A 23,047-nucleotide genomic window follows, 5' to 3' on the forward strand; every position below is an offset into this window, starting at 1 on the left:
CCTATTCGGCCGCTGCGAGCTGCATGCCGGACGGCCTGTCCACCAGCGGCGCACGGAAGCTTTTCAGGCGCAGTGCGTTCGTGAGGACGAAGACGCTGGAGAGCGCCATGGCTCCGGCGGCAAGGACAGGCGACAGCAAAACGCCATTGACAGGATACAATATTCCGGCAGCGACGGGAACGAGCGCGGCGTTGTAAGCAAAGGCCCAGAACAGATTCTGGCCGATATTGCGGATCGTCGCCTTGGAGAGCGCGATAGCATTGGCAACACCGCGCAGATCACCGGACATCAACACCACATCGGCGCTTTCAATGGCGACATCCGTGCCCGTGCCGATGGCAAGACCGACATCGGCTGCCGCGAGCGCCGGCGCATCGTTGATGCCATCGCCGACAAAGGCGACGCGCCGGCCGCCGGCGGCCAGTTTCTTCACGGCCTCGACCTTGCCGTCGGGCAGCACTTCCGCCACCACTTGATCGATACCGAGGCGGCGGGCGATGGCTTCGGCGGTGCGGCGATTGTCGCCGGTGATCATCGTGACCTTGAGGCCCAGCGCATGCAGCGCCGCAATCGCCTCCGGCGTCGTCGGCTTCACCGGATCGGCGACCGCAATGATGGCGGCCAGCCTGCCATCGACAGCGGCATAAAGCGGCGACTGCCCTTCCCTGCCCAGCCGCTCGGCATCACCGGCGAAGATGGCGACATCGTAACCGAGTTTCGTCATGAACCGGTCGGCGCCCGCCTCCACCTTGCGGCCGTCGACCAATGCCGCCACGCCGAAACCGGGGGTGGCCTCGAAACCCTCCGCATCGGCAAGCGTCAGGCCGCCATGTTTCGCAGCCTCGACGATTGCCTCGGCGATCGGATGTTCGGATCGGTTCTCCAGCGAGGCGATGAGGCGCAGCACCGTATCCGGGTCAAAACCTTCAGTCGTGGTGAAATGCACCAGTTTCGGCTTGCCGAGCGTCAGCGTGCCGGTCTTGTCGACGGCGATGACATCGGCGTCGCGCAGGGTCTGGAGCGCATCGCCGCGCCGGAACAGCACGCCCATTTCGGCGGCGCGGCCGGTGCCGACCATGATAGAAGTGGGCGTGGCGAGACCCATGGCGCAGGGACAGGCGATGATGAGCACCGCGACCGCATTAACGAGTGCGAAGGTCAAGGCCGGGTCCGGCCCGAACACGAACCAGACGATGAAGGTGGCGAGCGCCGCCAGCATCACCGCCGGCACGAACCAGTTGGTCACCTTGTCCACCAGCGCCTGTATCGGCAGCTTGTCGGCCTGGGCTTCCTCGACCATGCGGATGATCTGCGCGATCAGCGTATCTGCGCCCACCTTGGTGGCGCGGAAGGTGAAGGAGCCGTTGCGGTTGACCGTGCCGCCGACGACCTCGGACCCCGCCGTTTTCGTCACCGGGATCGGTTCACCCGTGATCATCGATTCATCGACATAAGAGGAACCATCGAGCACCAGCCCGTCGACAGGCACTTTCTCACCGGGACGAACGACGATCACGTCGCCCGTCTGCACGTCCTGCAACGGCACATCGACGGTTTCGCCATTGCGCAGCACGCGGGCCGATTTGGCCTGCAGGCCGATCAGCCGCTTGATCGCCTCGCTGGTGCGGCCCTTGGCGCGCGCCTCGAGAAAACGGCCAAGCAGGATGAGCGTGACGATGACGGCCGCGGCCTCGTAATAGACATTGGCCGTGCCACGCGGCAGGATGTCGGGCAGGAAGGTCGCCACCACCGAAAATCCCCAGGCGGCGGAAGTGCCGAGCACCACCAGCGAATTCATGTCCGGCGCCAGCCGCAGAAGTGCGGGTATGCCCTTTTTGAAGAAGCGCAGGCCGGGTCCGAAAAGAACAAGCGTGGTCAGCGCAAATTGCAGATACCAGCTTTCCTGCATGCCGACCGTTTCCATCACGAAATCATGGATGGCGGGCACCAGATGCGAACCCATCTCCAGAACGAAGACCGGCAGGGTCAGAACAACGGCGACGGCAAGACTGATCTTCAGGCCACGCAACTCGGCCTCGCGCCGGTCCGGCTCTTCGCCCTTGGCCTTATCCGTGGCGATCTCGCTTGCTTTATAACCTGCCTGCCGGATTGCCGCAGCCAGCCCGGCGGCCGAGACGGCATTGCCGGCGACGCGGACAGTGGCGCGTTCCGTCGCCAGATTGACGCTTGCCCCGGAAACGCCGGCGACGGCGTTCAGCGCCTTTTCGACGCGCCCGACGCAGGAGGCGCAGGTCATACCCTCAATATCGAGTTCGATGGTTTTCTCATCGACGCCATAACCGGCGTTCCGCACGGCTGCGATGACCGCCATGACGTCGGGCGGTCCGGAAAAGGCGATATCGGCGCGCTCGGTGGCAAGATTGACCGAGGCTTTCAGAACCCCCGGCACCTTGGCAATGGCCTTCTCCACCCGGCCAACGCAGGAGGCGCATGTCATGCCATCGATGGCAATTTGATGACTCGCCCGGATCTCGATTTGCGACATGCGTATGACCCCTCTTTTCTTATATCGAAAAAGATAGGGCTTCCCATCGTGGCAAGGTCAATAGGGTCTTTTTGATGATTTTCAAGAAGGGATGACGCGTCCGTGAACAGGCGTTTTGCGCCGGCTCGCAGCTTGGGGCATCGCATCGATCCAAGGAAAGGTGGTGCGGACGGCGGGACTTGAACCCGCAAGACCAATGGTCGGCAGATTTTAAGTCTGCTGCGTCTACCGATTTCGCCACGTCCGCATTGCCGCGCCGCCTGCCGAACCGGCCCCGGCGCTGCTCATTGCCTGGTCATTACCCGGTGGAGGATCACGCAAATCCGGTCCCGAGTGCCGACAGTGCCTCATCTACACAGGCCGGACCGTTTCGGTCAACGGGGCCTCAGCCACACCAGGACTGATTTTTTGCCGCTGCCGGATGCGCGAGCCCTTCCCGCACGAGTTGATCGGCAAAGGATACGCCCGACCGTGAAAGCCGTTTGCGTTCCGAGGCTTGCCCACCCGCAGCGCCGGAGGAAGCAACGTCGAAGGCACCTGCATTCAGCATGTCGCGAAGCCTGACCTTGGCAACGAAACCGCGCTGGCGCTCTTCCATGCAGCGCGCCCGGTCGATCTGTGGAACCTCGATGCCGGCAAGCTGCATCTTGACGCCCTTCATCCAGAAGGTGTTGCCGTCGGCCACACAATTGTTGAGGCCGGAACGGCCGCAGAAGGCAAAGGTGCCGCTTTTTTCTCCGAGGGCGATTTTTTCGACCGAAGGGCGCGTTTCTGGCAGGATAGCGGCAACCTGGCTCGGCTGTGCGGAGGATGGCATGGCGATCGGACGCGGCGGCACCGGAGCATTGCCGGGCAGAACGGGTGATGTGGGGCGAATGGATGCGACTTTTTCCTGCGTGACGGAATCGCGCTTGGCCGCCATTGCCACTTTCGGAGCATTCGTTGCCGATGATGTCGCCCTGGCAACATGCCGCTGCGGCAGAAGACTGTCACGGTGCTCGTAAGCCTGAATGCCGCCGGCGACGACGCCCAGCATCAGCACCCAGGGCCAAACGCTTCCGCCACTCGATTTCTTCGCCGTGCGGCGTCGTGCTGTCGATTTTCGGTTGCTCACGATTGGACTCCTTTTTACGGAGCCGCATTATCGGCCAAAGGAGTTTCCGAAAGGTTGGCGTGACGAAAGAGCTGTGGATAAACCGTCAGCGGACCTGATCGAGCAGCCGCTTGCATTCGAGCAGATCGAACAGGGCTTCCTGAAGCAGCGCCTGATCATCCTTGCCGATGCCCGACTTGCCGACGGATATTTCCGCATCGCTGTTGCCGCCGCCAAAGCCAAAGAAACGACCGCTCGGCTTGGCCTTCGGACGGCCGACGACCTCGTCCCCATCGGTATCGATGACGCGCGGTTCGGCGACTTCCTTTTCACCGCTCGCCGCCATGATGGCTTCCATCGTCGCGAGATCACCCGAGGCGATCGCGGCGACGAAGCGGTTGCCATTGGCTTTCAAAAGCTTCTGCACGCCCTTGATGGTATAGCCATGGTCATAAAGAAGATGGCGAATGCCCTTCAGGAGATCGATATCGTCCGGGCGGTAATAACGGCGGCCCCCACCCCGTTTCATCGGCTTGATCTGCGGAAAGCGCGTTTCCCAGAACCGCAGCACATGCTGCGGCAGGTTCAGCTCATCCGCCACTTCACTGATCGTCCGAAACGCGTCGGGGCTTTTGTCCAAATTTCCACTCCCATCCGAACCGGAGCGCCATGCATCCGGCCGGACACTGAACGAGAACGCTTTTCACCCGCCGGTCCAGCCATCCCGCAAAAGCCGCCTTCCGACGTCTGCGCCGATGCCCGTTGCGGCAAGATACAAATCACTAAAATTGATTATGATGTGAGTCGACCGGATTTCAACGGCTTGCACGTTGAAATTCAAGTATGTTCACAGGAAGAATGGGAAAAACGACTTGTTATAAGGCCAAAAAGCCACGCGGCGGCGGCGTAAAAGTCCAGACTTACGCGCCGGCCTTCTGGCCCTTCTGCTTGGCCTTGCGGGCCGTGTGGGCTTTCAGGATGCGCTGCTTCAGCACGTTCGACGCCTTGAAGGTCATGACACGGCGCGGAGAAATCGGGACTTCCTCACCCGTTTTCGGGTTGCGACCGATGCGCTCGTTCTTTTCCCTGATCTGAAACGTCGCGAAGGACGAAAGCTTCACGACCTCGCCGCGGGTGATCGCGTTGCATATTTCGTCGATGATCGTCTCGACCAGTTCGGCGGATTCAGTGCGGGACAGCCCGACTTTACGAAACACAGATTCTGCAAGATCTGCGCGTGTCACTGTCTTCCCGGCCATTTTTCCCCACAAACCGTGTCTGAACTCTTCTCTTAGAGCCGCCGAGATTATTTCCCTTGTGGCGACCGGTCAAGGGATTGTTCCAGATTCATTTGAGGCTTTCGGCAATACCTGCAAGGGCTTAGAGCGCGCGGCACGGTTTTGCCGCGGTAACGGGGCTGCCCAGGCGCGACGGACCGGGGCCTGGTTGCGAAAAATACAACCGATTTCACCCCGGCAGCTTACCGTGGAACGAATTCGCCGTTACCAGCGCAGCAGCACCGCACCCCAGGTGAAACCGCCGCCCATGGCCTCCAGCATCACCAGATCGCCCTTCTTGATGCGTCCGTCACCGGCCGCGACGGCGAGCGCCAGCGGAATGGACGCGGCCGAAGTATTGCCGTGCTGATCGACGGTGATCACGACCTTTTGCGGGTCGATGTTGAGCTTCTTCGCCGAGCCGTCGATGATGCGCTTGTTGGCCTGGTGCGGAACGAGCCAGTCGAGATCGTCCGCCGTCGTGCCGGTCGCTTCGAAAGCCTGTTCGATGACGTCGGTAATCATGCCGACGGCATGTTTGAAGACTTCCCGGCCCTCCATGCGCAGATGGCCGACCGTGCCCGTCGTCGAAGGACCGCCGTCGACATAGAGCTTTTCCTTGTGCGAACCGTCGGAACGCAGCTGCGCGGTCAGGATGCCGCGATCTTGCGACGTGCCCTCGCCTTCGCCCGCTTCGAGAACGAGAGCGCCGGCACCGTCGCCGAAGAGCACGCAGGTGGTGCGGTCCTTCCAGTCGAGAATGCGCGAGAAGGTCTCGGAGCCGATCACCAGGACGCGCTTGGCCATGCCGCCGCGAATATAGAGATCGGCAGTCGAAACGGCATAGACAAAACCGGAGCAGACGGCCTGCATGTCGAAAGCGAAACCGTGGGTCATGCCCAGCCGGTTCTGGATATTCACCGCCGTCGCCGGGAAGGTGTTGTCCGGGGTCGAGGTGGCCAGAATGATGAGGTCGATATCGTCGGGCGTCAGGCCGGCATTGTCGAGAGCGGCGCGGGCCGCCGCCTCGCCAAGCGAAGCGGTGGTTTCACCCTCACCGGCAATGTAGCGCTGCCGGATGCCCGTGCGCTGCACGATCCATTCGTCTGATGTCTCGACGACACCTTCGATTTCGCTGTTGGTCATGACACGCTTCGGAAGCGCTGCCCCGAAACCACGGACTATAGAGCGGATCATTCCCTTATTCCTCGTCAGCCACGAGAGCTTCGGGCGCCGGGGGCGGAAGCCGTCTTGCGTGGTAAATCTTCAGATCATTTTCAATCTTGGCGGTCAGGCCGTTGTGAACCATGTCGTAGCCGACATCGACGGCGGAGGCGAAACCGATGGCGTCCGTGCCGCCATGGCTTTTGATGACAATGCCGTTCAGGCCAAGAAACACGCCGCCATTGACCTTGCGCGGATCCATTTTTTCCCTGAGCACATCAAAGGCGCTTTTCGCCAGAACATAACCGATCTTGGCGAAGAAGCTGCGGGAAATCGCCTCGCGCAGCAGCGTGGTGATCTGGCGCGCCGTGCCTTCGGCGGCTTTCAGCGCGATGTTGCCGGTGAAACCCTCGGTCACCACCACGTCCACAGTGCCCTTGCCGATATCGTCGCCTTCGACGAAACCGCGATAATCAATGGTGCCGAGGTCCGCCTCACGGATCAGCCGTCCGGCCTCACGCACCTCTTCCTGGCCCTTCACCTCCTCGACGCCAACATTGAGCAGGCCGACGGTGGGGCGGTCGATATCGAAAAGCGCCCGTGCCATGGCCCCGCCCATCAGGGCGAAATCCAGAAGCTGCTGGGAATCGGCGCCGATCGTTGCGCCGACATCAAGGACGATGCTCTCGCCTTTCAGCGTCGGCCAGATGCCGGCGATCGCCGGACGCTCCACCCGCGCCATGGTGCGCAAACAGAATTTGGCCATGGCCATCAGCGCACCGGTATTGCCGGCGGAAACGACGACATCCGCCTCGCCAAGCTTCACGGCTTCGATGGCGCGCCACATGCTGGAGACGTAGCGGCCGCGGCGCAGCGCCTGGCTCGGCTTCTCGTCCATGCTGACCGAGACTTCACAATCGTGAAAGACCGACTTTTCCCGAAGGGCCGGATATTGTGCCAGAATGGGGTCGCATTTGCTCTTCTGCCCATAGAGCAGAAAAGTTACATCGTTGTGCCGTTCAAGCGCCTTGGCGGCACCGGGTATGGCAACATCTGGGCCGAAATCGCCACCCATGACGTCAATTGCAATTCTGATCACTCGTCCCTTATCCTTTTTGCCGCCGCTCCAGCGGATTTTGCGCGAAAATACCTTTTCCGGCTCTCGTTACAATAAAATTATTTCAGCCCGGCAGGGCCATTCAGTCTTTTTTCCAATCTTTCAACGCGGCGAAAGGTGACGGACGCTTTTCCTCCTCGGGCTCCTTGTCGCCCGTATCGACAAATTCGACATCCGATTTGCGCGGATAGGGATCGATCGCGAGAGCGGCAAATTCCGCGACGACGGCGCCGGCATCGATGCTGTCGCCGGTGAACTGATCGGGAATATCCGGACCATCGGGGTCGAGCACGATCTCGCCCTCCTCATTGGTGGTCATCCGCGCCAGCTTCGAACCTTCCGGAACGAAAATCTGTTCAAGCGTCTCCTCGATCCTGCTCGAGACCGGCTCCAGCGTCACGACGCAGGACTGGGTCACGGCCGCATGCACCTCGCCCTTGATCTTCACGCCATCCTTCTTCCAGCGGGACACCTGCAGCTCCGCCTTCAGATAGTCGACGGAAAGCACGTCCCAGAATTTCGCCAGCGCCTTGAGTTCCTCGGCGTCGGCCTCAAGACCAATCCTGACGGGATTGGCGGAAATATGGCCTACCTTTACGGGATAGGAAAAAGGCAGGTCGTCATTTGCGGCGTGTCGCGTGTTCATCGTGAACCTCATCGTCCAGGCAAGGGCAGCGTCAGGCTTCCGGTTGCGATTGTGTCTTCGGCGCAGGCGTCAAGGACCGGGGAGGCTTCCATCATCCAGCCTGCCAGCCCGTCCAGTTCCGGCGCCGTCTCGTCCGATTGCGGATATATATTGCGACGGAGCGCGGCGGCAAGGGCAACGGCATCCGATACATCGAGCGCCGCCGCATAGGATTCGAGCCGTCCATAGAACATGCCGGCAAATTTCTTCATCCGCTTCGGCACGCCCTGATCGCCGATGCCGAGTTCGCGGATGGAATGATCGATATCCTGGAAAAACGCGTCGACGATCTCCTGCGCGATCTCCTGGCCGCTGACGCCGGAGGACTTCGTGCGGCGGAAATAGAGAATCATGATGATCGACAGCATCTCGAAGCGGCCCATCACGGTATCGGGAACACCGAGATCGAGATAAAAGGCGGGCGTGCGGGCAGCGGCCGTCAAGGTCTCATATTGCCTGTCGACTATGGCGCGATTGTTGTTTTTCTTCTTGAACAGCCCGAATATCATCGTTTTTTTCCGAACCGGGCCGGTGAATTCACTTCCCGCCCCTCGCACTTGTTGCATGATCGTCAAAGCTGGTTTACCGAAGCATCCACGAATTGCAATGCTGTCGCGGTCACGTTCGTCTTTGCGCTGAAACAGTCAAAGAGAACCGGAGGCGTTCCAAAAGACCGGGAAAGCATTGAATTTGGGGGGTGACCGGGATTTTCCGTCCCCGGATTGACACAATCATGTGCACAGACACTGTGCACCACGCAATGCCGGAAGGTGCCATTCATGATCGCAGTCGGGGAAAAGCAGTTGAGCAAGCAGACATCCGCAAGTCACGGCAAAATTCTGAGCAAGACCGCCATCGCAATCGTGCTCGCGTCCAGCCTGCTTTCCGCTTGCACCAGCACCACCGATGTCTTTCATAACGGCTACGTCATGGACGAACAGTCGCTGCAGCTGATCCCGGAAGGTTCGAGCCGCGAGCAGGTCCTCCTGACCATGGGCACGCCATCGACCACGGCGACCTTCGGCAACGAGGTGTTCTATTACATTTCGCAAAAGCGCGTGCGCCGCGCCGCCTTCATGAAGCCGACGCTGGTCGAGCAGAACATCCTCGCCATCTATTTCAACAAGGACGGCGTCATCGAGCGCAAGGCCAATTACGCACTGCAGGACGGCAAGGTGTTCGACACGATTTCGCGCACCACGCCCACCGGCGGCAAGGATCTCACCTTCCTGCAGCAGCTGCTTTCCGGCGGCACCTCGGGCGCCAATATCGCCAAGAGCATTCTCGGATCGGGCGACAACACCCCCTGATCGGAAGAAGGACAATAAATTCAAAGGCCCGGGAATTGCTCCCCGGGCCTTTTTCATTTGTCGGAACCTAAGCCCTCAATGGGCAAGAACCGCCAGCAGCAGCAGCGCCACGATATTGGTGATCTTGATGGCCGGGTTTACGGCCGGACCGGCGGTATCCTTGTAGGGATCGCCGACGGTGTCACCCGTCACCGACGCCTTGTGGGCATCCGAACCCTTGACGTGGCGCACGCCGTCCTTGTCGATGAAACCGTCCTCGAAGCTCTTCTTGGCATTGTCCCATGCGCCGCCGCCGGAGGTCATGGAAATCGCCACGAACAGGCCGTTGATGATGACGCCGAGCAGCGACGCTCCAAGTGCGGCAAAGGCTGACGCCTTGGAACCCGAAATCAGCAGCACGCCAAAATACACCACGAGGGGGGCGAGAACCGGCAGAAGCGACGGGATGATCATTTCCCGGATCGCCGCTTTCGTCAGAAGATCGACCGCCCTTCCGTAGTCAGGCTTTTCCGTGCCCGCCATGATGCCGGGTTTTTCGCGGAACTGGCGGCGTACTTCCTCGACGATGGCGCCTGCCGCCTTGCCCACGGCCGTCATGGCTATGCCGCCGAAGAGGTAGGGGATAAGGCCGCCGAACAGCAGGCCGGCAACAACGTAAGGATTGGCGAGGCTGAAGGAAATCTCGCCAATGTCCTTGAAGTAGGGATAGGTCTCGCCATTGGCGGCGAAATAGGACAGGTCGTTGGCATAGGCGGCAAACAGCACCAGCGCGCCGAGGCCGGCAGAACCGATGGCGTAACCCTTGGTCACCGCCTTGGTGGTGTTGCCGACGGCGTCCAGCGCGTCGGTCGCCTTGCGCACGTCGGGATCGAGACCGGCCATTTCGGCAATGCCGCCGGCATTGTCCGTGACCGGGCCGAAGGCGTCGAGCGCCACGATCATGCCGGCAAGACCGAGCATGGCGGTGACCGCGATGCCGGTTCCGAACAGGCCGCCGAGCTGGTAGGTGCCGATGATGCCGCCGACGATGACGATGGCCGGCAGCGCCGTCGATTCCAGCGAGACGGCAAGGCCCTGGATGACATTGGTGCCGTGGCCGGTAACCGACGCCTGGGCGATGGAATTGACCGGCCGCTTGTTGGTGCCGGTGTAATATTCGGTGATGACGACGATCAGCGCCGTCACGACGAGGCCGACCAGACCGCAGAAGAAGAGATTGGTACCGGTGATTTCCATGCCGGCCACCGTGCCCACCGTTCCCCAGCCCACCGTCGCATGGGTGGCGACAGCAAGACCGACGACCGAAAAGACGCCCGTGGCGATGAGCCCCTTGTAGAGCGCACCCATGATGGAGTTGTTGGTACCGAGCTTGACGAAGAAGGTGCCGGCAATCGAGGTCAGGATGCAGGCGCCGCAGATCGCCAGCGGATAGACCATGGCGCTTTCCAGCAGCGGCGTTCCTGCAAAGAAGATCGCGGCAAGAACCATGGTCGCAACCACCGAGACGGCGTAGGTCTCGAACAGGTCCGCCGCCATGCCGGCGCAATCGCCGACATTGTCGCCGACATTGTCGGCGATGGTTGCCGGGTTGCGCGGGTCATCCTCGGGGATGCCGGCCTCAACCTTGCCGACGAGATCGCCGCCGACATCGGCGCCCTTCGTAAAGATGCCGCCGCCAAGACGGGCGAAAATGGAAATCAGCGAGGCGCCGAAACCGAGCGAGACCAGCGCATCGATCACCTCACGCGAGCCGGCCGGATGCCCCATCACCGCGGTGAGGATGTAATAATAGATCGAGACGCCAAGCAGCGCGAGGCCGGCCACCAGCATGCCGGTGATGGCGCCCGACTTGAAGGCGATGTCGAGACCGGCGGACAGGCTGTGCGAGGCGGCCTGCGCGGTGCGCAGATTGGCGCGCACGGAGACATGCATGCCGACGAAGCCGGCGACGCCCGACAGCACCGCGCCGATGAGGAAGCCGATGGCCGCCATGGAGGACAGAAGATACCAGGCCAGAACGGCGACGATCAGGCCGACGATGGCGATGGTGAGATATTGACGGGTGAGATAAGCCTGCGCACCTTCACGGATAAAACCTGCTATTTCACGCATGCGCTCGTTGCCCTGATCGGCATCGAGAACGCTCTTGGTTGCCCATACCGCGTAAACCACGGACAGGACACCGCATAAAATCACTATGGGTATTACGGTCATGCGCACTTACCTCCCAAAAGGCCGGGTCTCACTCCCTCCCCGGCGCGGCGAAACCTTGTGCAGCGAGATGCGGACGGCCTGTCCCCTATCCCGTCTTGGGCATTTGTTCCCCTCCCAAGGAAAAATGTCCTCGTACGGGAGATTGCGTTGGCGCGAGGTCTCGCGTCAAGCCCACAAATTTGCCTGAAACTTGAAAGGGGTAGAGTGCGGCCTGCGACTCAGGCGGCTTTCTTGTGCTTTGTGAAGATAAGCGACAGCACAAGCAGCAGGCAAAGCCCCGCAACCGGCCAGATGACGAGGTTCATCACCGACCAGCCCCAGGCGGTGAACACCTTGCCGGAGGAGAAGGAGGAGAGCGCCACCGTGCCGAACAGCACGATATCGTGGAAGCCCTGCACCTTGTCCGCCTCATGCGGACGATAGCTGGAGGTGACGATGGCGGTTGCGCCGATGAAGCCGAAATTCCAGCCGAGACCGAGAAGGACGAGCGCCGCCCAGAAATTCCACAGCGCGATGCCCATATGCGCGACGATGGCGCAGGCCATCAGCAGGACAAGGCCGACGGCGACGATTTTTTCAGCGCCGAATCGCAAAATCAACATGCCGGTGAAGAAGCTCGGGCCGAACATGGCAAGCACATGCCACTGGATGCCGAGCGTGGCGAGTTCGGTAGGGAAGCCGCAACCGACCACCATGGCGAGCGGCGCGCCGGTCATCATGAAGGTCATCAAGGCGTAAGAGCCGATGCCACAGATCATGCCGGTGACGAAACGCTGCGTGCGGACGATTTCCGACAGCGGACGCACAGCCTCCGTATGGGCGGATGCGGCTTTCGGATCGGGCAATTTCAGAAATGCCAGAATGGCAATCGACGCAAGGCCGAGCGGCACCAGCGCGATGAACGCGCCGGCAAAAGTGACCGGTGCGAGAAGATCCTTGCCGAGGATAGCCAGTTGCGGCCCGACGATGGCGGAAATGATGCCGCCCGCGAGAATCCAGGAAATCGCCTTCGGCTTATAAAAGGATGGCGACGCATCGGCTGCGGCGAAGCGGATTTTCTGCGTGAAGCCGCCGGAAATGCCGATCAGCAGCAGGCCGACGGCAAACAGCCAGAAATCGGAGCGGAAGAGCGCGACCGCAGCGATGCCGCCGCCAATCGAGCACATCAGCGCGCCGACCATGAAACCGGCCTTGCGGCCGAGGAAGCGGGATGCAGCCGCCACGCAGACGGCCCCGAGCGCAACGCCAATGTTGAAGCCGGTGAGCGGCGCCGTCGCCAGCGACTTGTCCGCGCCGAGCAGCTGATAGCCGGCAAGCGCGCCGACCGCAAAGCTCATGGGCGCGGCCGATCCCATGATCGCCTGCGCCATGGTGAGGAGAAAGACGTTGCGCTGGGCCTCGCCCAGTTGAACTTCAAGTCCGGGGACGGAAACGGCGCTCATGTCTTCCTCATCTAATGTATTTTAGCGTTTTGCCTCGCCGCGTACCTGCTTGGCAATGCGGTCAAGCACCGCGTTCACCAGCTTCGGCTCGTCGTGTTCGAAGAAGGCACGGGCGATTTCGACATATTCCGTGACGATGACGGCGACCGGTACGTCATTGCGCTCAAGGATCTCGAAGGTGCCGGCGCGAAGAATGGCGCGGACGGTGGCATCGAGGCGCGAGAGCGGCCAGTCTTCCAGAAGGGCGGAACGCACCAGCGGGTCGATCCTGGTCTGGTCACGGACGACGCCGGAGACGATGGAACGGAACCACGACGGATCGGCCTTCAGATAGGTATCGCCGTCGACTTCCTGGCCAAGACGATGCGCCTCATATTCGGCCACGACTTCCATCACGCCGGTTCCGCCGACATCCATCTGGTAAAGCGCCTGCACGGCCGCAAGCCGGGCTGCGCCGCGCTGGTTGGCGGGCTTTACCGAAGGCTGGCGCGGTTCGCCGCCATTTTCAACATTCGACATGCGCTCAGCCACCCAGTTTCTTCTTCAGTTCGATCATGGTCAGCGCCGCGCGGGCGGCAAAACCGCCCTTGTCCTTGTCGGTGCGGCGCACGCGCGCCCAGGCCTGCTCGTCATTTTCGACGGTGAGGATGCCGTTGCCGATCGGCAGCGATTCGCTGACGGCGAGATCCATCAGGGCGCGGGAGGATTCGTTGGCGACGATATCGAAGTGATAGGTCTCGCCGCGAATGACCATGCCGAGTGCTACGAAGCCGTCATATTCCGTGCCGTCATTGTCGGCGCCATCGAGCGCCATGGCGATGGCGGCGGGGATTTCCAGCGCGCCGAGAACGGTGATGACGTCATAGGTGGCGCCGGCCTCATCGAGCGCGAATTTCGCACCTTCGAGAAGGGCATCCGCCATATCGTCGTAAAAACGTGCTTCCACGATAAGAAGATGGGGTTTGGACATGTGAGGGTTCCTGGGGATTTTCCCGAAAAGCTTGATGCCGGATCATACCGGCTTTTGCGGCGGTCAAACCACGGCTGGCCGTTCTTGGCAAGTATTTTCATGCATTGGCCGCGCAGCATGGCCCGTTTGCAGGGCATTCCGCAAGCCTTGATGTTCTGGCGGCGCAGCTGAAAAATCAGCTTTTCTGGAAAGCCAGATGAACGCCAAGGCCCATCAGCACCGTTCCTGCGGCGCGGCGGGCCAGAGCCTGCACGGCGCTCGAGCGCTTCAGACGCCCCACCATGGCGCCCGCCAAAAGCACGCCGACGAGATCGGCGGACGAGAAGATGAAATTGACGGCAATGCCGAGGATCAGGAACTGCAGCCAGACGGGAAAAGTGGCCGCCGGATCGACAAATTGCGGCAGGAAAGCAAGAAAGAACAGCGCGGTCTTCGGGTTGAGCACGTCGACGATGATGCTGTCGACAAAGGCGCGGCGGGCCGATTTCGGCTCGATGGTCAGATTGACCGCCTCCCCCTCCAGCTTGCTGCGCAGCATCGAAAAACCGAGCCAGACGAGATAAAGCGCGCCACACAGCTTCACCGCGAGGTAAAGCCACGGCACCGCCTGAAACAGCACCGAAAGACCGGCGGCCGCCGCGAAGATATGGAAATAGCAGCCGACATGGATGCCGAGCACGGCCATCAGCCCGGCAAACCGGCCGCGCGCCATGGTTTGCGCGGCCGCATAAAGCATGGCCGGACCGGGGATATAGGCAAACAGGGCCGTTGTGATGAAAAAGGCTGTCAGCAGTTCGAAAGATGGCATGATGTATTTCCCCTACCCCGTTTGGCCAGCGCTCGATTTCAGGCGACCGAGCGACGTCTGTATAACTTTCCACGTTCGACCGGAAGTGTGGCGGCGATCGACACCGAAGAGGATCAAACTTGCTGCTCCTTCTCCGTCATGCCGGACTTGATCCGGCATCCAGCCGACGCGCGTCTGCGCGGCGAGAAAAGTCCTTTCATCCCAATGACTTGGGCTGGCTGGATTCCGGCTCAAGGCCGGAATGACGGGAGAAGGAAGAGTCCGCGAACACAATAAAGCGCCGAGCCTCCTCAGCTTACGCCGCCGGAAACTCCGCAAGCCTTGCGGCATAACGCGCCATGGTGTCGACTTCGAAATTGACGAAGTCGCCCGGCTGGCGCTCACCCCAGGTGGTGACGGCAAGCGTGTGGCGGATCAAAAGGACATCGAAATCCGTACCCTCGACGGCGTTGACGGTCAGCGACGTGCCATCGAGCGCCACGGAACCCTTGGGAGCCACGAATTTCGCCAGGTGCTCCGGTGCGCGCAAGCGGATGCGCACCGCCTCACCTTCCGGCTCGACCGAGAGGATTTCCGCCTTGCCGTCGACATGGCCGGAGACGATGTGGCCGCCAAGCTCGTCGCCGATCTTGAGCGCCCGCTCCAGATTGACATGCGTGCCTTGTTTCCAGCCTGCGATCGTCGTCAGGCGCAGCGCCTCTTCCCAGGCCTCGACCTCGTACCAGCGCTCGTTGCTGCCGTCTTCCGGCAGCCTCGTCACCGTCAGGCAAATGCCGCCATGGGAGATGGATGCGCCCATGTCGATGGTCTTGGGATCGTAATTGGTCGCCACACGCAGGCGCACGCCCTCCGGCAGCGCTTCCAGCTCGGATACGGTTCCGACGTCGGTGACAATTCCGGTAAACATCAAATCGGCCTTTCATAATCGAAGCAGCGGTCCGGCCCATAGGCGGTTTCGCTGACCAGAACGTAATCGCCCGCAATATCGGTGCGGCGAAGCGGCGTTTCAATGCCGCCTTCGCCGATCACGACCGGGCTTTCGAACAGCATGATACGGTCCACCAGCCCGGCTTCAAGGAATGATTTTGCGGCAAAGGCGCCGCCTTCGACCAGAAGTTCCGACATGCCGCTTTCGGCGAGGATGTGCAGGAGGTTTTCGAGGGTCGTGGCTTCGAGGATCTGGACACCGGCGTCGGTGAGGAGCTGGCGTTTTGACTCGAGGTTACCCCCCTCTGCCCTGCCGGGCATCTCCCCCTCAAGGGAAGAGATCGGCGAGGGGCTATCCCCTCGTTCAAATGGCGACCCCGGTTCACCCTCTCTGACGGTCGATGCCGGAAGGACCGACGCTCCATCGATCTCCCCCCTTGAGGGGGAGATGCCCGGCAGGGCAGAGGGGGGTAAAACCGCAATAACCACCGGAACCTGCCGCGCCGTCTTCACAAGCTTCGACGTCAGCGGCAACTCAAACTGCCGATCCAGCACGATCCGCACCGGCGAGCGGCTCTCCATGCCGGCAATGCGCACCGTCAATTCCGGATCATCCGCGATCGCAGTGCGAATACCGACAAGAATACAATCGCAGCGCGCCCGCAGGTCATGCACGGCATGGCGAGCCTCGGCACCGGTAATCGCCACCTGCCCCGCACCCGATCTGCCGATCATGCCATCAGCGGAAACAGCAAGCTTCAGAATCACATGTGGCCGTTTTTTCATCTGGCGTGTGAGGTAGCCGGCAAGCGCCCTCTTGCCCTCATCGCGCAGCAGAGCGGTTTCCACGACGATGCCTGCATCGCGTAAAATCGAATAACCGCGGCCCGAAACGCGCTCATCCGGATCGTCCACCGCCACCACGACACGGGCGACGCCGTATTCCACCAATGCATTGGCGCAGGGCGGGGTCTTGCCCCAGTGGGAACAGGGTTCAAGTGTCACATAAGCGGTAGCACCGCGCGCCGCATCGCCGGCGATTTCCAGCGCCTGCCGTTCGGCATGCGGCCGGCCACCGATGGCGGTCACGGCTTCGGCAATGATTTTGCCGTCCTTGACGAGCACGCAGCCGACCGATGGGTTGGTGAGCGTCTGGCCCTGATGGCGAAGCGAAACCTCGATGGCGCGGGCCATGAATCTTTCGTCATCGGCGCGGCTGGTCACGGTCAGGCTCCGGCGTCGGTATCGCGGGCGATCTTGGCGTTGATTTCGGCAATCACGTTCTCAAAGTCCTCGGCGTGGCTGAAATCGCGATAGACCGAGGCATAACGCACGAAGGCCACGTCATCGAGGCTCTTCAACGCTTCAAGAACCTGCAGGCCGATTTCTTCCGAGGGAATTTCCGTCTCGCCGGAACTTTCGAGACGACGGGCGATGCCGGAGACCGCACGTTCGATCCGGTCGCGATCGACCGGGCGCTTGCGCAGTGCGATCTCGAAGGAGCGCACCAACTTTTCCCGGTCGAAGGGCAGCTTGCGGCCGCTTTTCTTGATGACCATCAGCTCGCGCAGTTGCACGCGCTCATAGGTCGTGAAGCGGCCGCCGCAATCCGGGCAGATGCGCCGCCGGCGGATGGAGGTGTTGTCCTCCGCCGGACGCGAGTCCTTGACCTGTGTGTCTTCGGAACCGCAAAAGGGGCAGCGCATCGTCTTCTTTTCCTTACATGTACGGGTACATCGGGAAACGGTCGGTCAGGCCGACGACCTTTTCACGCACCGCAGCCTCGACGGCGGCATTGCCCTCGTCCGAATTGGCAACCTTCAGGCCGTCGAGGACCTCGACGATCAGCTTGCCGATTTCGCGGAATTCCGCTTCCTTGAAACCGCGCGTCGTGCCGGCCGGCGTGCCGAGACGGACGCCGGAGGTGACGAAGGGCTTTTCCGGGTCGAAGGGAATGCCGTTCTTGTTGCAGGTGACGTAGGCACGACCGAGTGCGGCTTCCGCGCGCTTGCCGGTGGCGTTCTTCTTGCGAAGGTCGACCAGCATCAGGTGGTTGTCGGTGCCGCCGGAAACGACGTCCAGACCGCCTTCGATCAGGGTTTCGGCCAGCGCCTTGGCGTTCTTGACGACCTGCGCGGCATAATCCTTGAACTCGGGCTGCAGCGCTTCACCGAAGGCAACGGCCTTGGCGGCGATGACATGCATCAGCGGGCCGCCCTGCAGCCCGGGGAAGACGGCCGAGTTGAACTTCTTCGCCAGATCCTCGTCATTGGTGAGGATCATGCCGCCGCGCGGGCCGCGCAGCGATTTGTGCGTCGTGGTGGTGGCGACATGGCAGTGCGGGAACGGCGACGGATGCTGGTCACCGGCGACGAGACCGGCAATGTGGGCCATGTCGACCATCAGGTAAGCGCCGACTTCATCGGCGATCTCGCGGAAACGCTTCCAGTCCCAGACGCGCGAATAGGCGGTGCCGCCGGCGAGAATGAGCTTCGGCTTGTGTTCCTTGGCCTTGCGCTCCACCTCGTCCATGTCGAGCAGGTTGTCGCCTTCGCGCACGCCGTAGGACACGACGTTGAACCACTTGCCGGACATGTTGACCGGCGAACCATGTGTCAGGTGACCGCCCGAATTCAGGTCGAGGCCCATGAAGGTATCGCCCGGCTGCAACAGCGCGAGGAACACGGCCTGGTTCATCTGCGAACCGGAATTCGGCTGGACGTTGGCGAAGTTGACGCCGAACAGCTTCTTGGCGCGCTCGATGGCAAGCTCTTCGGCGATGTCGACGAACTGGCAGCCGCCATAGTAGCGCTTGCCCGGATAACCTTCCGCATATTTGTTGGTCATGATCGACCCCTGCGCTTCAAGCACGGCGCGGGAGACGATGTTCTCCGAGGCGATCAGTTCGATCTCGTGGCGCTGGCGACCCAGTTCCTTCTCGATCGCGCCGAAAATTTCCGGATCGACATCGGCAAGCGGACGGGAGAAGAAAGCATCTGTGTTCGACATGGTGAAGGCTCCTGAAACAGTAATGCGATGGCGTCTTAGCCTCCTGCCCGGGCAAGAGCAATACGGGGTGCGAGATTTGCCTGTCAAACTGCGACGTTGCGGCAAAAAACAGCAGATGTTTTTATGAAAATCGCCAGGAAGAGCAGCGCGGAGCAATGCGACTTGTAAATCCCACATTCCACGTCGTCCTCGGGCTTGACCCGAGGATCCATTCTACGTGCCGCTGTGGATCCTCGGGTCAGGCCCGAGGATGACGGGGGAGAGGTTTTCGCACCTCAGTCAACGATCGGAGCAAAGGGAAAACAAGATAATTCCCACTGCTGAAAGCTGCACCGAGGCGATGCAGCTTTCCTTTCATAAAACTGACGGCATAAGCCGGATCAGTTGCGCGGCAGAAGGTCGTCGTCGACGGGGCCGGCAGGCTGCTCCATGCCGCTCGTGGTGTTGAGCGCCAGTTCGGCATTGCCGTCCTTTTCATAGATGTCGTCGCGGAACTGCACCACGCCGTCCTTTGCCGACCATGCGGTGATGTAGACGAAATAGACAGGCACTTCCTGCGCCAGCTTGATCGGCGTGTTGACGCGGGTGGCGATGACGCGTTCCATTTCCTGACGCGACCAGCCGGGCGTGTCGCGCAGCAGCCAGCTCGTCAGGTCGCGCACGTTCTGCACGCGCACGCAACCGGAGGATTCGAAACGCATCAGCTTGTTGAACAGGCCCTGCTGCGGCGTGTCATGCATATATTCGTTGTTCGGATTGTGGAAGTTGATCTTCGTGGACGACATGGCGTTGATCTTGCCGGGGTCCTGGCGGAACATCAGGTTCGGGGCCTTGGGCGCAAACCAGTCCACCGCCGTCGGCGAGACTTCCTGTCCCTTGCCGTCGATGAGGCGGATATTGTTCCGCTCCAGATAGGTCGGGTCCTTCTGCATCAGCGGCACGATGTCCTTTTCGACGATCGAACGCGGCGCGGTCCAGTAAGGATTGAGGATGACCTCGTAAATCTTGGAATTGATGACGTGGGTCGGGCGGCTGGCGCGGCCGACGACGGCGGTGTTGCGCAGCACGACGCGTTCATTTTCCACGGCCTCGATGGCGGCGGCCGGAATATTGACCATCAGGTGACGCTGGCCGAGATCGCCCGACATGGACTGGATGCGCACGAGGTTGGTTTGCAGCTGGGCGAGACGTATCTGCGCCGAAACATTGAGCGCCTTGGTGGTGTATTCGCCGCTGACGCCGTCAGCCGGAAGACCATGGCGGGCCTGGAAACGCTTCAGCGCGCCATCGACATAGGAATCGAATGCGCTGGAAATGCCGGCTTCGCGCGGCAGGTCGCCGGACACCATCAGTCGCTGACGCAGCGCCTGTACGGAGGGATCGGAGACGCCGATCTGCAGACGCTGCTGGGACGCCGGTACTTCCGGCCAGCCGCCATTCTGCACGATCTGCTGATATTGCATGATCGCCTGCTGCATGTAGATCGGTGCCTCGCGCCCGAGAACCGGATTGTTGGAGACGACGCCCACGGCCGAACGCGACGTATTGGCGTCGAACTGGTCATCCCAGTTGCCGCGGCGCGACGAGCCCATGAGATCGTTGAGCGCGTTCTGCGCAAAGGCCGGAGCGGCGAGCGCTGCGGCGCCAACGGAAACGGCCGAACGCAGAAGCGCACGGCGCGATACGGATGAGGAAACGGATTTCTTTGTCATTCTACCTACCAGCCACTCTCTTCGGCATTCTGAACAATGCCTAAATCAATATGATTAACAAACACGTACACCGTGTTTGCCGGCCGGTCATACTCGATACGCCACGATCCTGGCGCTGGTGTCTGGCACAACAGTCGGGACTTGCCGCGACAGCAGGAGAAACCGCCGGCTCCTTAAATCTGCGCGTCCCATATCAATATGGCCGATTCGTGTCACGGCCCCCTTCTCACGAAGCTGTGTTCGCCTGCAAACCAGGGCGAAGACCCGTTTCTGAGGCGGGTCTTGACACGCAAAAGCCGTAGCGGCGCAGCACCGAATCCGCAAACCGGGGGCAAGGAATGCCCCCGGCTTGAACAGCGGATCGTTGCGACGATTACAGGCGATAAGCGATCGAGTCGTTCCAGAAGCGGTCGAGACGCTGCAGCAGCTTGTTCATTTCGGAGAACTCGCCGGTGCCGATGCCGCCGACCTTTTCGATCGAGCCGACGTGGCGTTCATAAAGGCGGGCAACCGTTTCGGCGATTTCCTGGCCCTTTTCCGTCAGGCTGATGCGGACCGAGCGACGGTCGACACGCGAGCGCTGGTGGTTGATGAGACCGAGGTCGACCAGCTTCTTGACGTTGTAGGAGACGTTCGAACCGAGGTAATAACCACGCGAACGAAGCTCGCCGGCCGTCAGTTCGGAATTGCCGATGTTGAACAGCAGCAGGGCCTGAACGGCGTTGACGTCATCGCGACCCTGACGGTCGAACTCGTCCTTGATGACATCGAGGAGGCGACGGTGGAGACGTTCCACCAGGTGCAGCGACTCCATGTAGAGCGAGCGGATGGTATCTTCATGTGCATCGGCAACGACGGCCTGCGGCTTAACTTTGCTATTGATCATGACTGCCTCACTGTTTTGTTTGGCGGTGTGTTTGTTTGTCTCCCGCCTTGAGTGAGAACCTAATCAATGCGCATAAAATTCTACTTAAAAGCTACGATTAACAAATGGTTACCTGCATTTTCCCGAGAAGGCCCAACTTGTGGCGAAGCGGGAACGGCCTGATACAGACCGTTATAAATCAATGACTTAAGACTAAAACTCGGCCCGAAAACAGGCCGAATTGCTTTATTCTTATGGTAAATCAATTCTTGCGCGTTCTTCATTCTGGCGATGATCCAGCCAGAAAGCGACCAGAAACAGTATATAAATGGTTGCCACGAGACCGTGCATGACGGGTACCAGCGTGTTGGCGCCGAAGATATGCGGCCACACCTTGTACATGGCGATCTGCGCCCCCGCCCCCATGACCCACATGACCGCCCCCCAGGAGGCGCCGAGCCAGAGGCCGAGCGCCGCGACCGGGAAAATGACCGCCAGCGCACTGCCCGCCACTCGCCAGGGCAGGTTCAGCATGTCGAACCGTCCCTGCCCGCCGAGCGAATACCCCGTGAGCATCGCCCAATATTGCAGGCCGAACCAGAAACAGGTGACCGCGACCAGCCTCATGAAGACCAGAAAGAGGATTTCCGTAAGCGGACGCTTCGGCAGAGGTTGAGAATCAGGTTCCATGGCCGGAAGATACGGTCTCGACGAACGGGCGACCAGCCCATATTGAATCCCGCCGCCCGCCTTGTCAAAGCATCATCGCCGGCGCAGGACCTCAATGGGGGAAGATTGTCGCATTCGCATGCGCGCCTCTTCATGTTATGCAGCTTGCCAAATTTGATCGAAGGACATTCTTACATGCAGGATAAAACGCATCTGGTCGATGAGATAACCGGCCATCGCCGCATGCGGCGTAACCGCAAGGCGGATTGGACGCGCCGTCTGGTGCAGGAAAGCCGCCTCACCGTCGACGATCTCATCTGGCCGGTCTTCATCGTGCCCGGCAGCAACATTCTCGACCCCATTCCGGCAATGCCCGGCGTCAACCGCATGAGCGTCGACCGGCTGGTGGAAGCGGCAAAGGAAGCCGCCGATCTCGGCATTCCGGCAATCGCCACCTTCCCGAATATCGAGATGGAGCTGCGCGACGAGACCGGCTCGAATGCGCTCGAAGCCAACAACCTCATCAACCAGGCAACCGCCGCGGTGAAGAAAGCCCTGCCGAATATCGGCATGATCACCGATGTCGCGCTCGACCCCTTCACCAGCCACGGGCATGACGGCATTTTACGCGGCGACGAAATCGTCAATGACGAGACGGTCGAGCAGGTCGTCAGGGCCGCCGTCCTGCAGGCGGATGCCGGCTCCGACATTATTTCTCCGTCGGAGATGATGGATGGCCGCATCGGCGCGATCCGCCGCGGCCTGGACGCCGCCGGGCACCAGAATGTCGGCATCATGTCCTATGCGACGAAATTCTCCTCCGGTTATTACGGCCCCTACCGCGAGGCGATCTCCACCGCCGGCCTGCTGAAGGGCGACAAGGCGAGCTATTATATCAGCCCCGCCAACGGCATGGAGGCGATCCGCGACGCGGCGCTCGACGTGGAGGAAGGTGCCGACATGCTGATGGTCAAGCCCGGCCTGCCCTATCTCGACATCTGCTGGCGGCTGAAGGAAAATTTTGGCCTGCCCACCTTCGCCTATCAGGTCTCCGGCGAATATACCCAGATCAAGGCCGCGGCCATGAACGGCTGGATCGACGGCGAGCGGGTGATGATGGAAACGCTTCTCTGTTTCAAGCGTGCGGGCTGCGACGGCGTTCTCACCTATTTCGCCATGGAGGCGGCCCGCAAACTCGCAAAGGGCTAAGGCCGACGCTTATTGTATTCGGTCGTTTGTTTCCCATATTGTCTGCTGACACGGCACATGTGCCGAGCTG

Annotated in this window: 22 protein-coding genes and 1 tRNA gene; 2 read left to right on the forward strand and 21 right to left on the reverse strand. The window is 61.0% G+C overall.

What is annotated here, in order from left to right; all coding sequences use genetic code 11:
- Position 1: 1 nt before the first annotated feature.
- The 9 genes from ACI2KA_RS10060 to ACI2KA_RS10100 all read right to left on the reverse strand — a co-directional run bounded on the left by ACI2KA_RS10060 (position 2) and on the right by ACI2KA_RS10100 (position 8,351).
- On the reverse strand, positions 2–2,506 hold the full coding sequence (locus ACI2KA_RS10060) for a heavy metal translocating P-type ATPase (RefSeq protein ID WP_404501582.1): 2,505 nt from the start codon (positions 2,504–2,506) through the stop codon (positions 2–4).
- 161 nt (positions 2,507–2,667) lie between these two features.
- Positions 2,668–2,753 (reverse strand) — tRNA-Leu (locus ACI2KA_RS10065).
- Positions 2,754–2,891: 138 nt separating this feature from the next.
- The gene (locus ACI2KA_RS10070) at positions 2,892–3,620 is read right to left on the reverse strand and encodes a nuclease (RefSeq protein WP_404501584.1); all 729 of its coding nucleotides are present in this window, start codon (positions 3,618–3,620) and stop codon (positions 2,892–2,894) included.
- 85 nt (positions 3,621–3,705) lie between these two features.
- A complete protein-coding gene (locus ACI2KA_RS10075; RefSeq protein WP_046798879.1) occupies positions 3,706–4,239 on the reverse strand; it encodes a MerR family transcriptional regulator in 534 nt (177 codons plus the stop codon).
- 280 nt (positions 4,240–4,519) lie between these two features.
- Positions 4,520–4,858, reverse strand: coding sequence for an integration host factor subunit alpha (locus tag ACI2KA_RS10080; RefSeq protein WP_003502236.1), 339 nt, complete (start codon positions 4,856–4,858; stop codon positions 4,520–4,522).
- 243 nt (positions 4,859–5,101) lie between these two features.
- Positions 5,102–6,073, reverse strand: coding sequence for a beta-ketoacyl-ACP synthase III (locus ACI2KA_RS10085; RefSeq protein ID WP_404501587.1), 972 nt, complete (start codon positions 6,071–6,073; stop codon positions 5,102–5,104).
- 4 nt (positions 6,074–6,077) lie between these two features.
- Positions 6,078–7,139 carry a phosphate acyltransferase PlsX gene (gene plsX / locus ACI2KA_RS10090; protein WP_003496661.1) on the reverse strand — a complete coding sequence of 354 codons (1,062 nt, stop codon included), beginning with the start codon at positions 7,137–7,139 and terminating at the stop codon, positions 6,078–6,080.
- A 100-nt stretch (positions 7,140–7,239) separates the two neighbouring features.
- Positions 7,240–7,803 (reverse strand): YceD family protein, encoded by a 564-nt coding sequence (locus tag ACI2KA_RS10095; RefSeq protein WP_404501589.1) that lies wholly within the window; start codon positions 7,801–7,803, stop codon positions 7,240–7,242.
- Positions 7,804–7,811: 8 nt separating this feature from the next.
- Positions 7,812–8,351 (reverse strand): ubiquinol-cytochrome C chaperone family protein, encoded by a 540-nt coding sequence (locus ACI2KA_RS10100; protein WP_404501591.1) that lies wholly within the window; start codon positions 8,349–8,351, stop codon positions 7,812–7,814.
- 270 nt (positions 8,352–8,621) lie between these two features.
- Here ACI2KA_RS10100 and ACI2KA_RS10105 point away from each other — a divergent pair, with 270 nt between their 5' ends.
- Positions 8,622–9,152: an outer membrane protein assembly factor BamE gene (locus ACI2KA_RS10105; RefSeq protein ID WP_404501593.1), complete on the forward strand. Its 531-nt coding sequence runs from the start codon at positions 8,622–8,624 to the stop codon at positions 9,150–9,152.
- A 75-nt stretch (positions 9,153–9,227) separates the two neighbouring features.
- Here the strand turns inward: ACI2KA_RS10105 and ACI2KA_RS10110 are convergent, their stop codons facing one another.
- The 12 genes from ACI2KA_RS10110 to ACI2KA_RS10165 all read right to left on the reverse strand — a co-directional run bounded on the left by ACI2KA_RS10110 (position 9,228) and on the right by ACI2KA_RS10165 (position 21,789).
- Positions 9,228–11,366, reverse strand: a complete 2,139-nt coding sequence (locus ACI2KA_RS10110) for a sodium-translocating pyrophosphatase (protein ID WP_404501595.1) — start codon at positions 11,364–11,366, stop codon at positions 9,228–9,230.
- A 218-nt stretch (positions 11,367–11,584) separates the two neighbouring features.
- Positions 11,585–12,808, reverse strand: a complete 1,224-nt coding sequence (locus ACI2KA_RS10115) for an MFS transporter (protein WP_404501597.1) — start codon at positions 12,806–12,808, stop codon at positions 11,585–11,587.
- Positions 12,809–12,829: 21 nt separating this feature from the next.
- A complete protein-coding gene (gene nusB, locus ACI2KA_RS10120) occupies positions 12,830–13,327 on the reverse strand; it encodes a transcription antitermination factor NusB (RefSeq protein ID WP_404501599.1) in 498 nt (165 codons plus the stop codon).
- A 4-nt stretch (positions 13,328–13,331) separates the two neighbouring features.
- Positions 13,332–13,778 (reverse strand): 6,7-dimethyl-8-ribityllumazine synthase, encoded by a 447-nt coding sequence (gene ribH, locus ACI2KA_RS10125; RefSeq protein ID WP_404501601.1) that lies wholly within the window; start codon positions 13,776–13,778, stop codon positions 13,332–13,334.
- Between the two features lie 175 nt (positions 13,779–13,953).
- Entirely contained in the window at positions 13,954–14,586 is a 633-nt protein-coding gene (locus tag ACI2KA_RS10130; RefSeq protein ID WP_404501603.1) for a LysE family translocator, read from the reverse strand.
- Between the two features lie 295 nt (positions 14,587–14,881).
- A complete protein-coding gene (locus ACI2KA_RS10135; protein WP_404501605.1) occupies positions 14,882–15,493 on the reverse strand; it encodes a riboflavin synthase in 612 nt (203 codons plus the stop codon).
- The gene (gene ribD, locus ACI2KA_RS10140) at positions 15,493–16,737 is read right to left on the reverse strand and encodes a bifunctional diaminohydroxyphosphoribosylaminopyrimidine deaminase/5-amino-6-(5-phosphoribosylamino)uracil reductase RibD (RefSeq protein WP_404501607.1); all 1,245 of its coding nucleotides are present in this window, start codon (positions 16,735–16,737) and stop codon (positions 15,493–15,495) included. The genes ACI2KA_RS10135 and ribD overlap by 1 nt, the downstream gene beginning before the upstream one ends.
- 2 nt (positions 16,738–16,739) lie before the next feature.
- Positions 16,740–17,219: a transcriptional regulator NrdR gene (gene nrdR, locus ACI2KA_RS10145; protein WP_003512508.1), complete on the reverse strand. Its 480-nt coding sequence runs from the start codon at positions 17,217–17,219 to the stop codon at positions 16,740–16,742.
- 13 nt (positions 17,220–17,232) lie between these two features.
- Positions 17,233–18,522 carry a serine hydroxymethyltransferase gene (glyA, locus tag ACI2KA_RS10150; protein WP_404501609.1) on the reverse strand — a complete coding sequence of 430 codons (1,290 nt, stop codon included), beginning with the start codon at positions 18,520–18,522 and terminating at the stop codon, positions 17,233–17,235.
- A gap of 380 nt (positions 18,523–18,902) precedes the next feature.
- Positions 18,903–20,234 (reverse strand): murein L,D-transpeptidase, encoded by a 1,332-nt coding sequence (locus ACI2KA_RS10155; RefSeq protein ID WP_404501611.1) that lies wholly within the window; start codon positions 20,232–20,234, stop codon positions 18,903–18,905.
- 373 nt (positions 20,235–20,607) lie between these two features.
- Positions 20,608–21,117 carry a transcriptional regulator LdtR gene (gene ldtR / locus ACI2KA_RS10160; RefSeq protein ID WP_026363448.1) on the reverse strand — a complete coding sequence of 170 codons (510 nt, stop codon included), beginning with the start codon at positions 21,115–21,117 and terminating at the stop codon, positions 20,608–20,610.
- Between the two features lie 234 nt (positions 21,118–21,351).
- Positions 21,352–21,789: a DUF6163 family protein gene (locus ACI2KA_RS10165; protein WP_404501613.1), complete on the reverse strand. Its 438-nt coding sequence runs from the start codon at positions 21,787–21,789 to the stop codon at positions 21,352–21,354.
- 174 nt (positions 21,790–21,963) lie between these two features.
- Between ACI2KA_RS10165 and hemB the strand changes: the two genes are divergently transcribed.
- The gene (gene hemB / locus ACI2KA_RS10170) at positions 21,964–22,977 is read left to right on the forward strand and encodes a porphobilinogen synthase (protein ID WP_404501615.1); all 1,014 of its coding nucleotides are present in this window, start codon (positions 21,964–21,966) and stop codon (positions 22,975–22,977) included.
- Positions 22,978–23,047: the final 70 nt, after the last annotated feature.

This window comes from Agrobacterium sp. NPDC089420, assembly GCF_044900305.1.
GTDB lineage: Bacteria > Pseudomonadota > Alphaproteobacteria > Rhizobiales > Rhizobiaceae > Agrobacterium.

Excerpts from the sequence above, each read along its gene's own strand:
- hemB (WP_404501615.1), top strand. The coding sequence starts at position 21,964 with ATGCAGGATAAAACGCATCTGGTCGATGAGATAACCGGCCATCGCCGC.
- ACI2KA_RS10100 (WP_404501591.1), bottom strand. The coding sequence starts at position 8,351 with ATGATATTCGGGCTGTTCAAGAAGAAAAACAACAATCGCGCCATAGTC.
- nusB (WP_404501599.1), bottom strand. The coding sequence starts at position 13,327 with ATGTCGAATGTTGAAAATGGCGGCGAACCGCGCCAGCCTTCGGTAAAG.
- ACI2KA_RS10115 (WP_404501597.1), bottom strand. The coding sequence starts at position 12,808 with ATGAGCGCCGTTTCCGTCCCCGGACTTGAAGTTCAACTGGGCGAGGCC.
- ACI2KA_RS10130 (WP_404501603.1), bottom strand. The coding sequence starts at position 14,586 with ATGCCATCTTTCGAACTGCTGACAGCCTTTTTCATCACAACGGCCCTG.
- ACI2KA_RS10095 (WP_404501589.1), bottom strand. The coding sequence starts at position 7,803 with ATGAACACGCGACACGCCGCAAATGACGACCTGCCTTTTTCCTATCCC.
- ACI2KA_RS10110 (WP_404501595.1), bottom strand. The coding sequence starts at position 11,366 with ATGACCGTAATACCCATAGTGATTTTATGCGGTGTCCTGTCCGTGGTT.
- ACI2KA_RS10085 (WP_404501587.1), bottom strand. The coding sequence starts at position 6,073 with ATGATCCGCTCTATAGTCCGTGGTTTCGGGGCAGCGCTTCCGAAGCGT.
- ACI2KA_RS10155 (WP_404501611.1), bottom strand. The coding sequence starts at position 20,234 with ATGACAAAGAAATCCGTTTCCTCATCCGTATCGCGCCGTGCGCTTCTG.
- ribH (WP_404501601.1), bottom strand. The coding sequence starts at position 13,778 with ATGTCCAAACCCCATCTTCTTATCGTGGAAGCACGTTTTTACGACGAT.
- ACI2KA_RS10060 (WP_404501582.1), bottom strand. The coding sequence starts at position 2,506 with ATGTCGCAAATCGAGATCCGGGCGAGTCATCAAATTGCCATCGATGGC.
- ACI2KA_RS10080 (WP_003502236.1), bottom strand. The coding sequence starts at position 4,858 with ATGGCCGGGAAGACAGTGACACGCGCAGATCTTGCAGAATCTGTGTTT.
- ACI2KA_RS10165 (WP_404501613.1), bottom strand. The coding sequence starts at position 21,789 with ATGGAACCTGATTCTCAACCTCTGCCGAAGCGTCCGCTTACGGAAATC.
- ACI2KA_RS10135 (WP_404501605.1), bottom strand. The coding sequence starts at position 15,493 with ATGTTTACCGGAATTGTCACCGACGTCGGAACCGTATCCGAGCTGGAA.
- ACI2KA_RS10105 (WP_404501593.1), top strand. The coding sequence starts at position 8,622 with ATGATCGCAGTCGGGGAAAAGCAGTTGAGCAAGCAGACATCCGCAAGT.
- glyA (WP_404501609.1), bottom strand. The coding sequence starts at position 18,522 with ATGTCGAACACAGATGCTTTCTTCTCCCGTCCGCTTGCCGATGTCGAT.
- nrdR (WP_003512508.1), bottom strand. The coding sequence starts at position 17,219 with ATGCGCTGCCCCTTTTGCGGTTCCGAAGACACACAGGTCAAGGACTCG.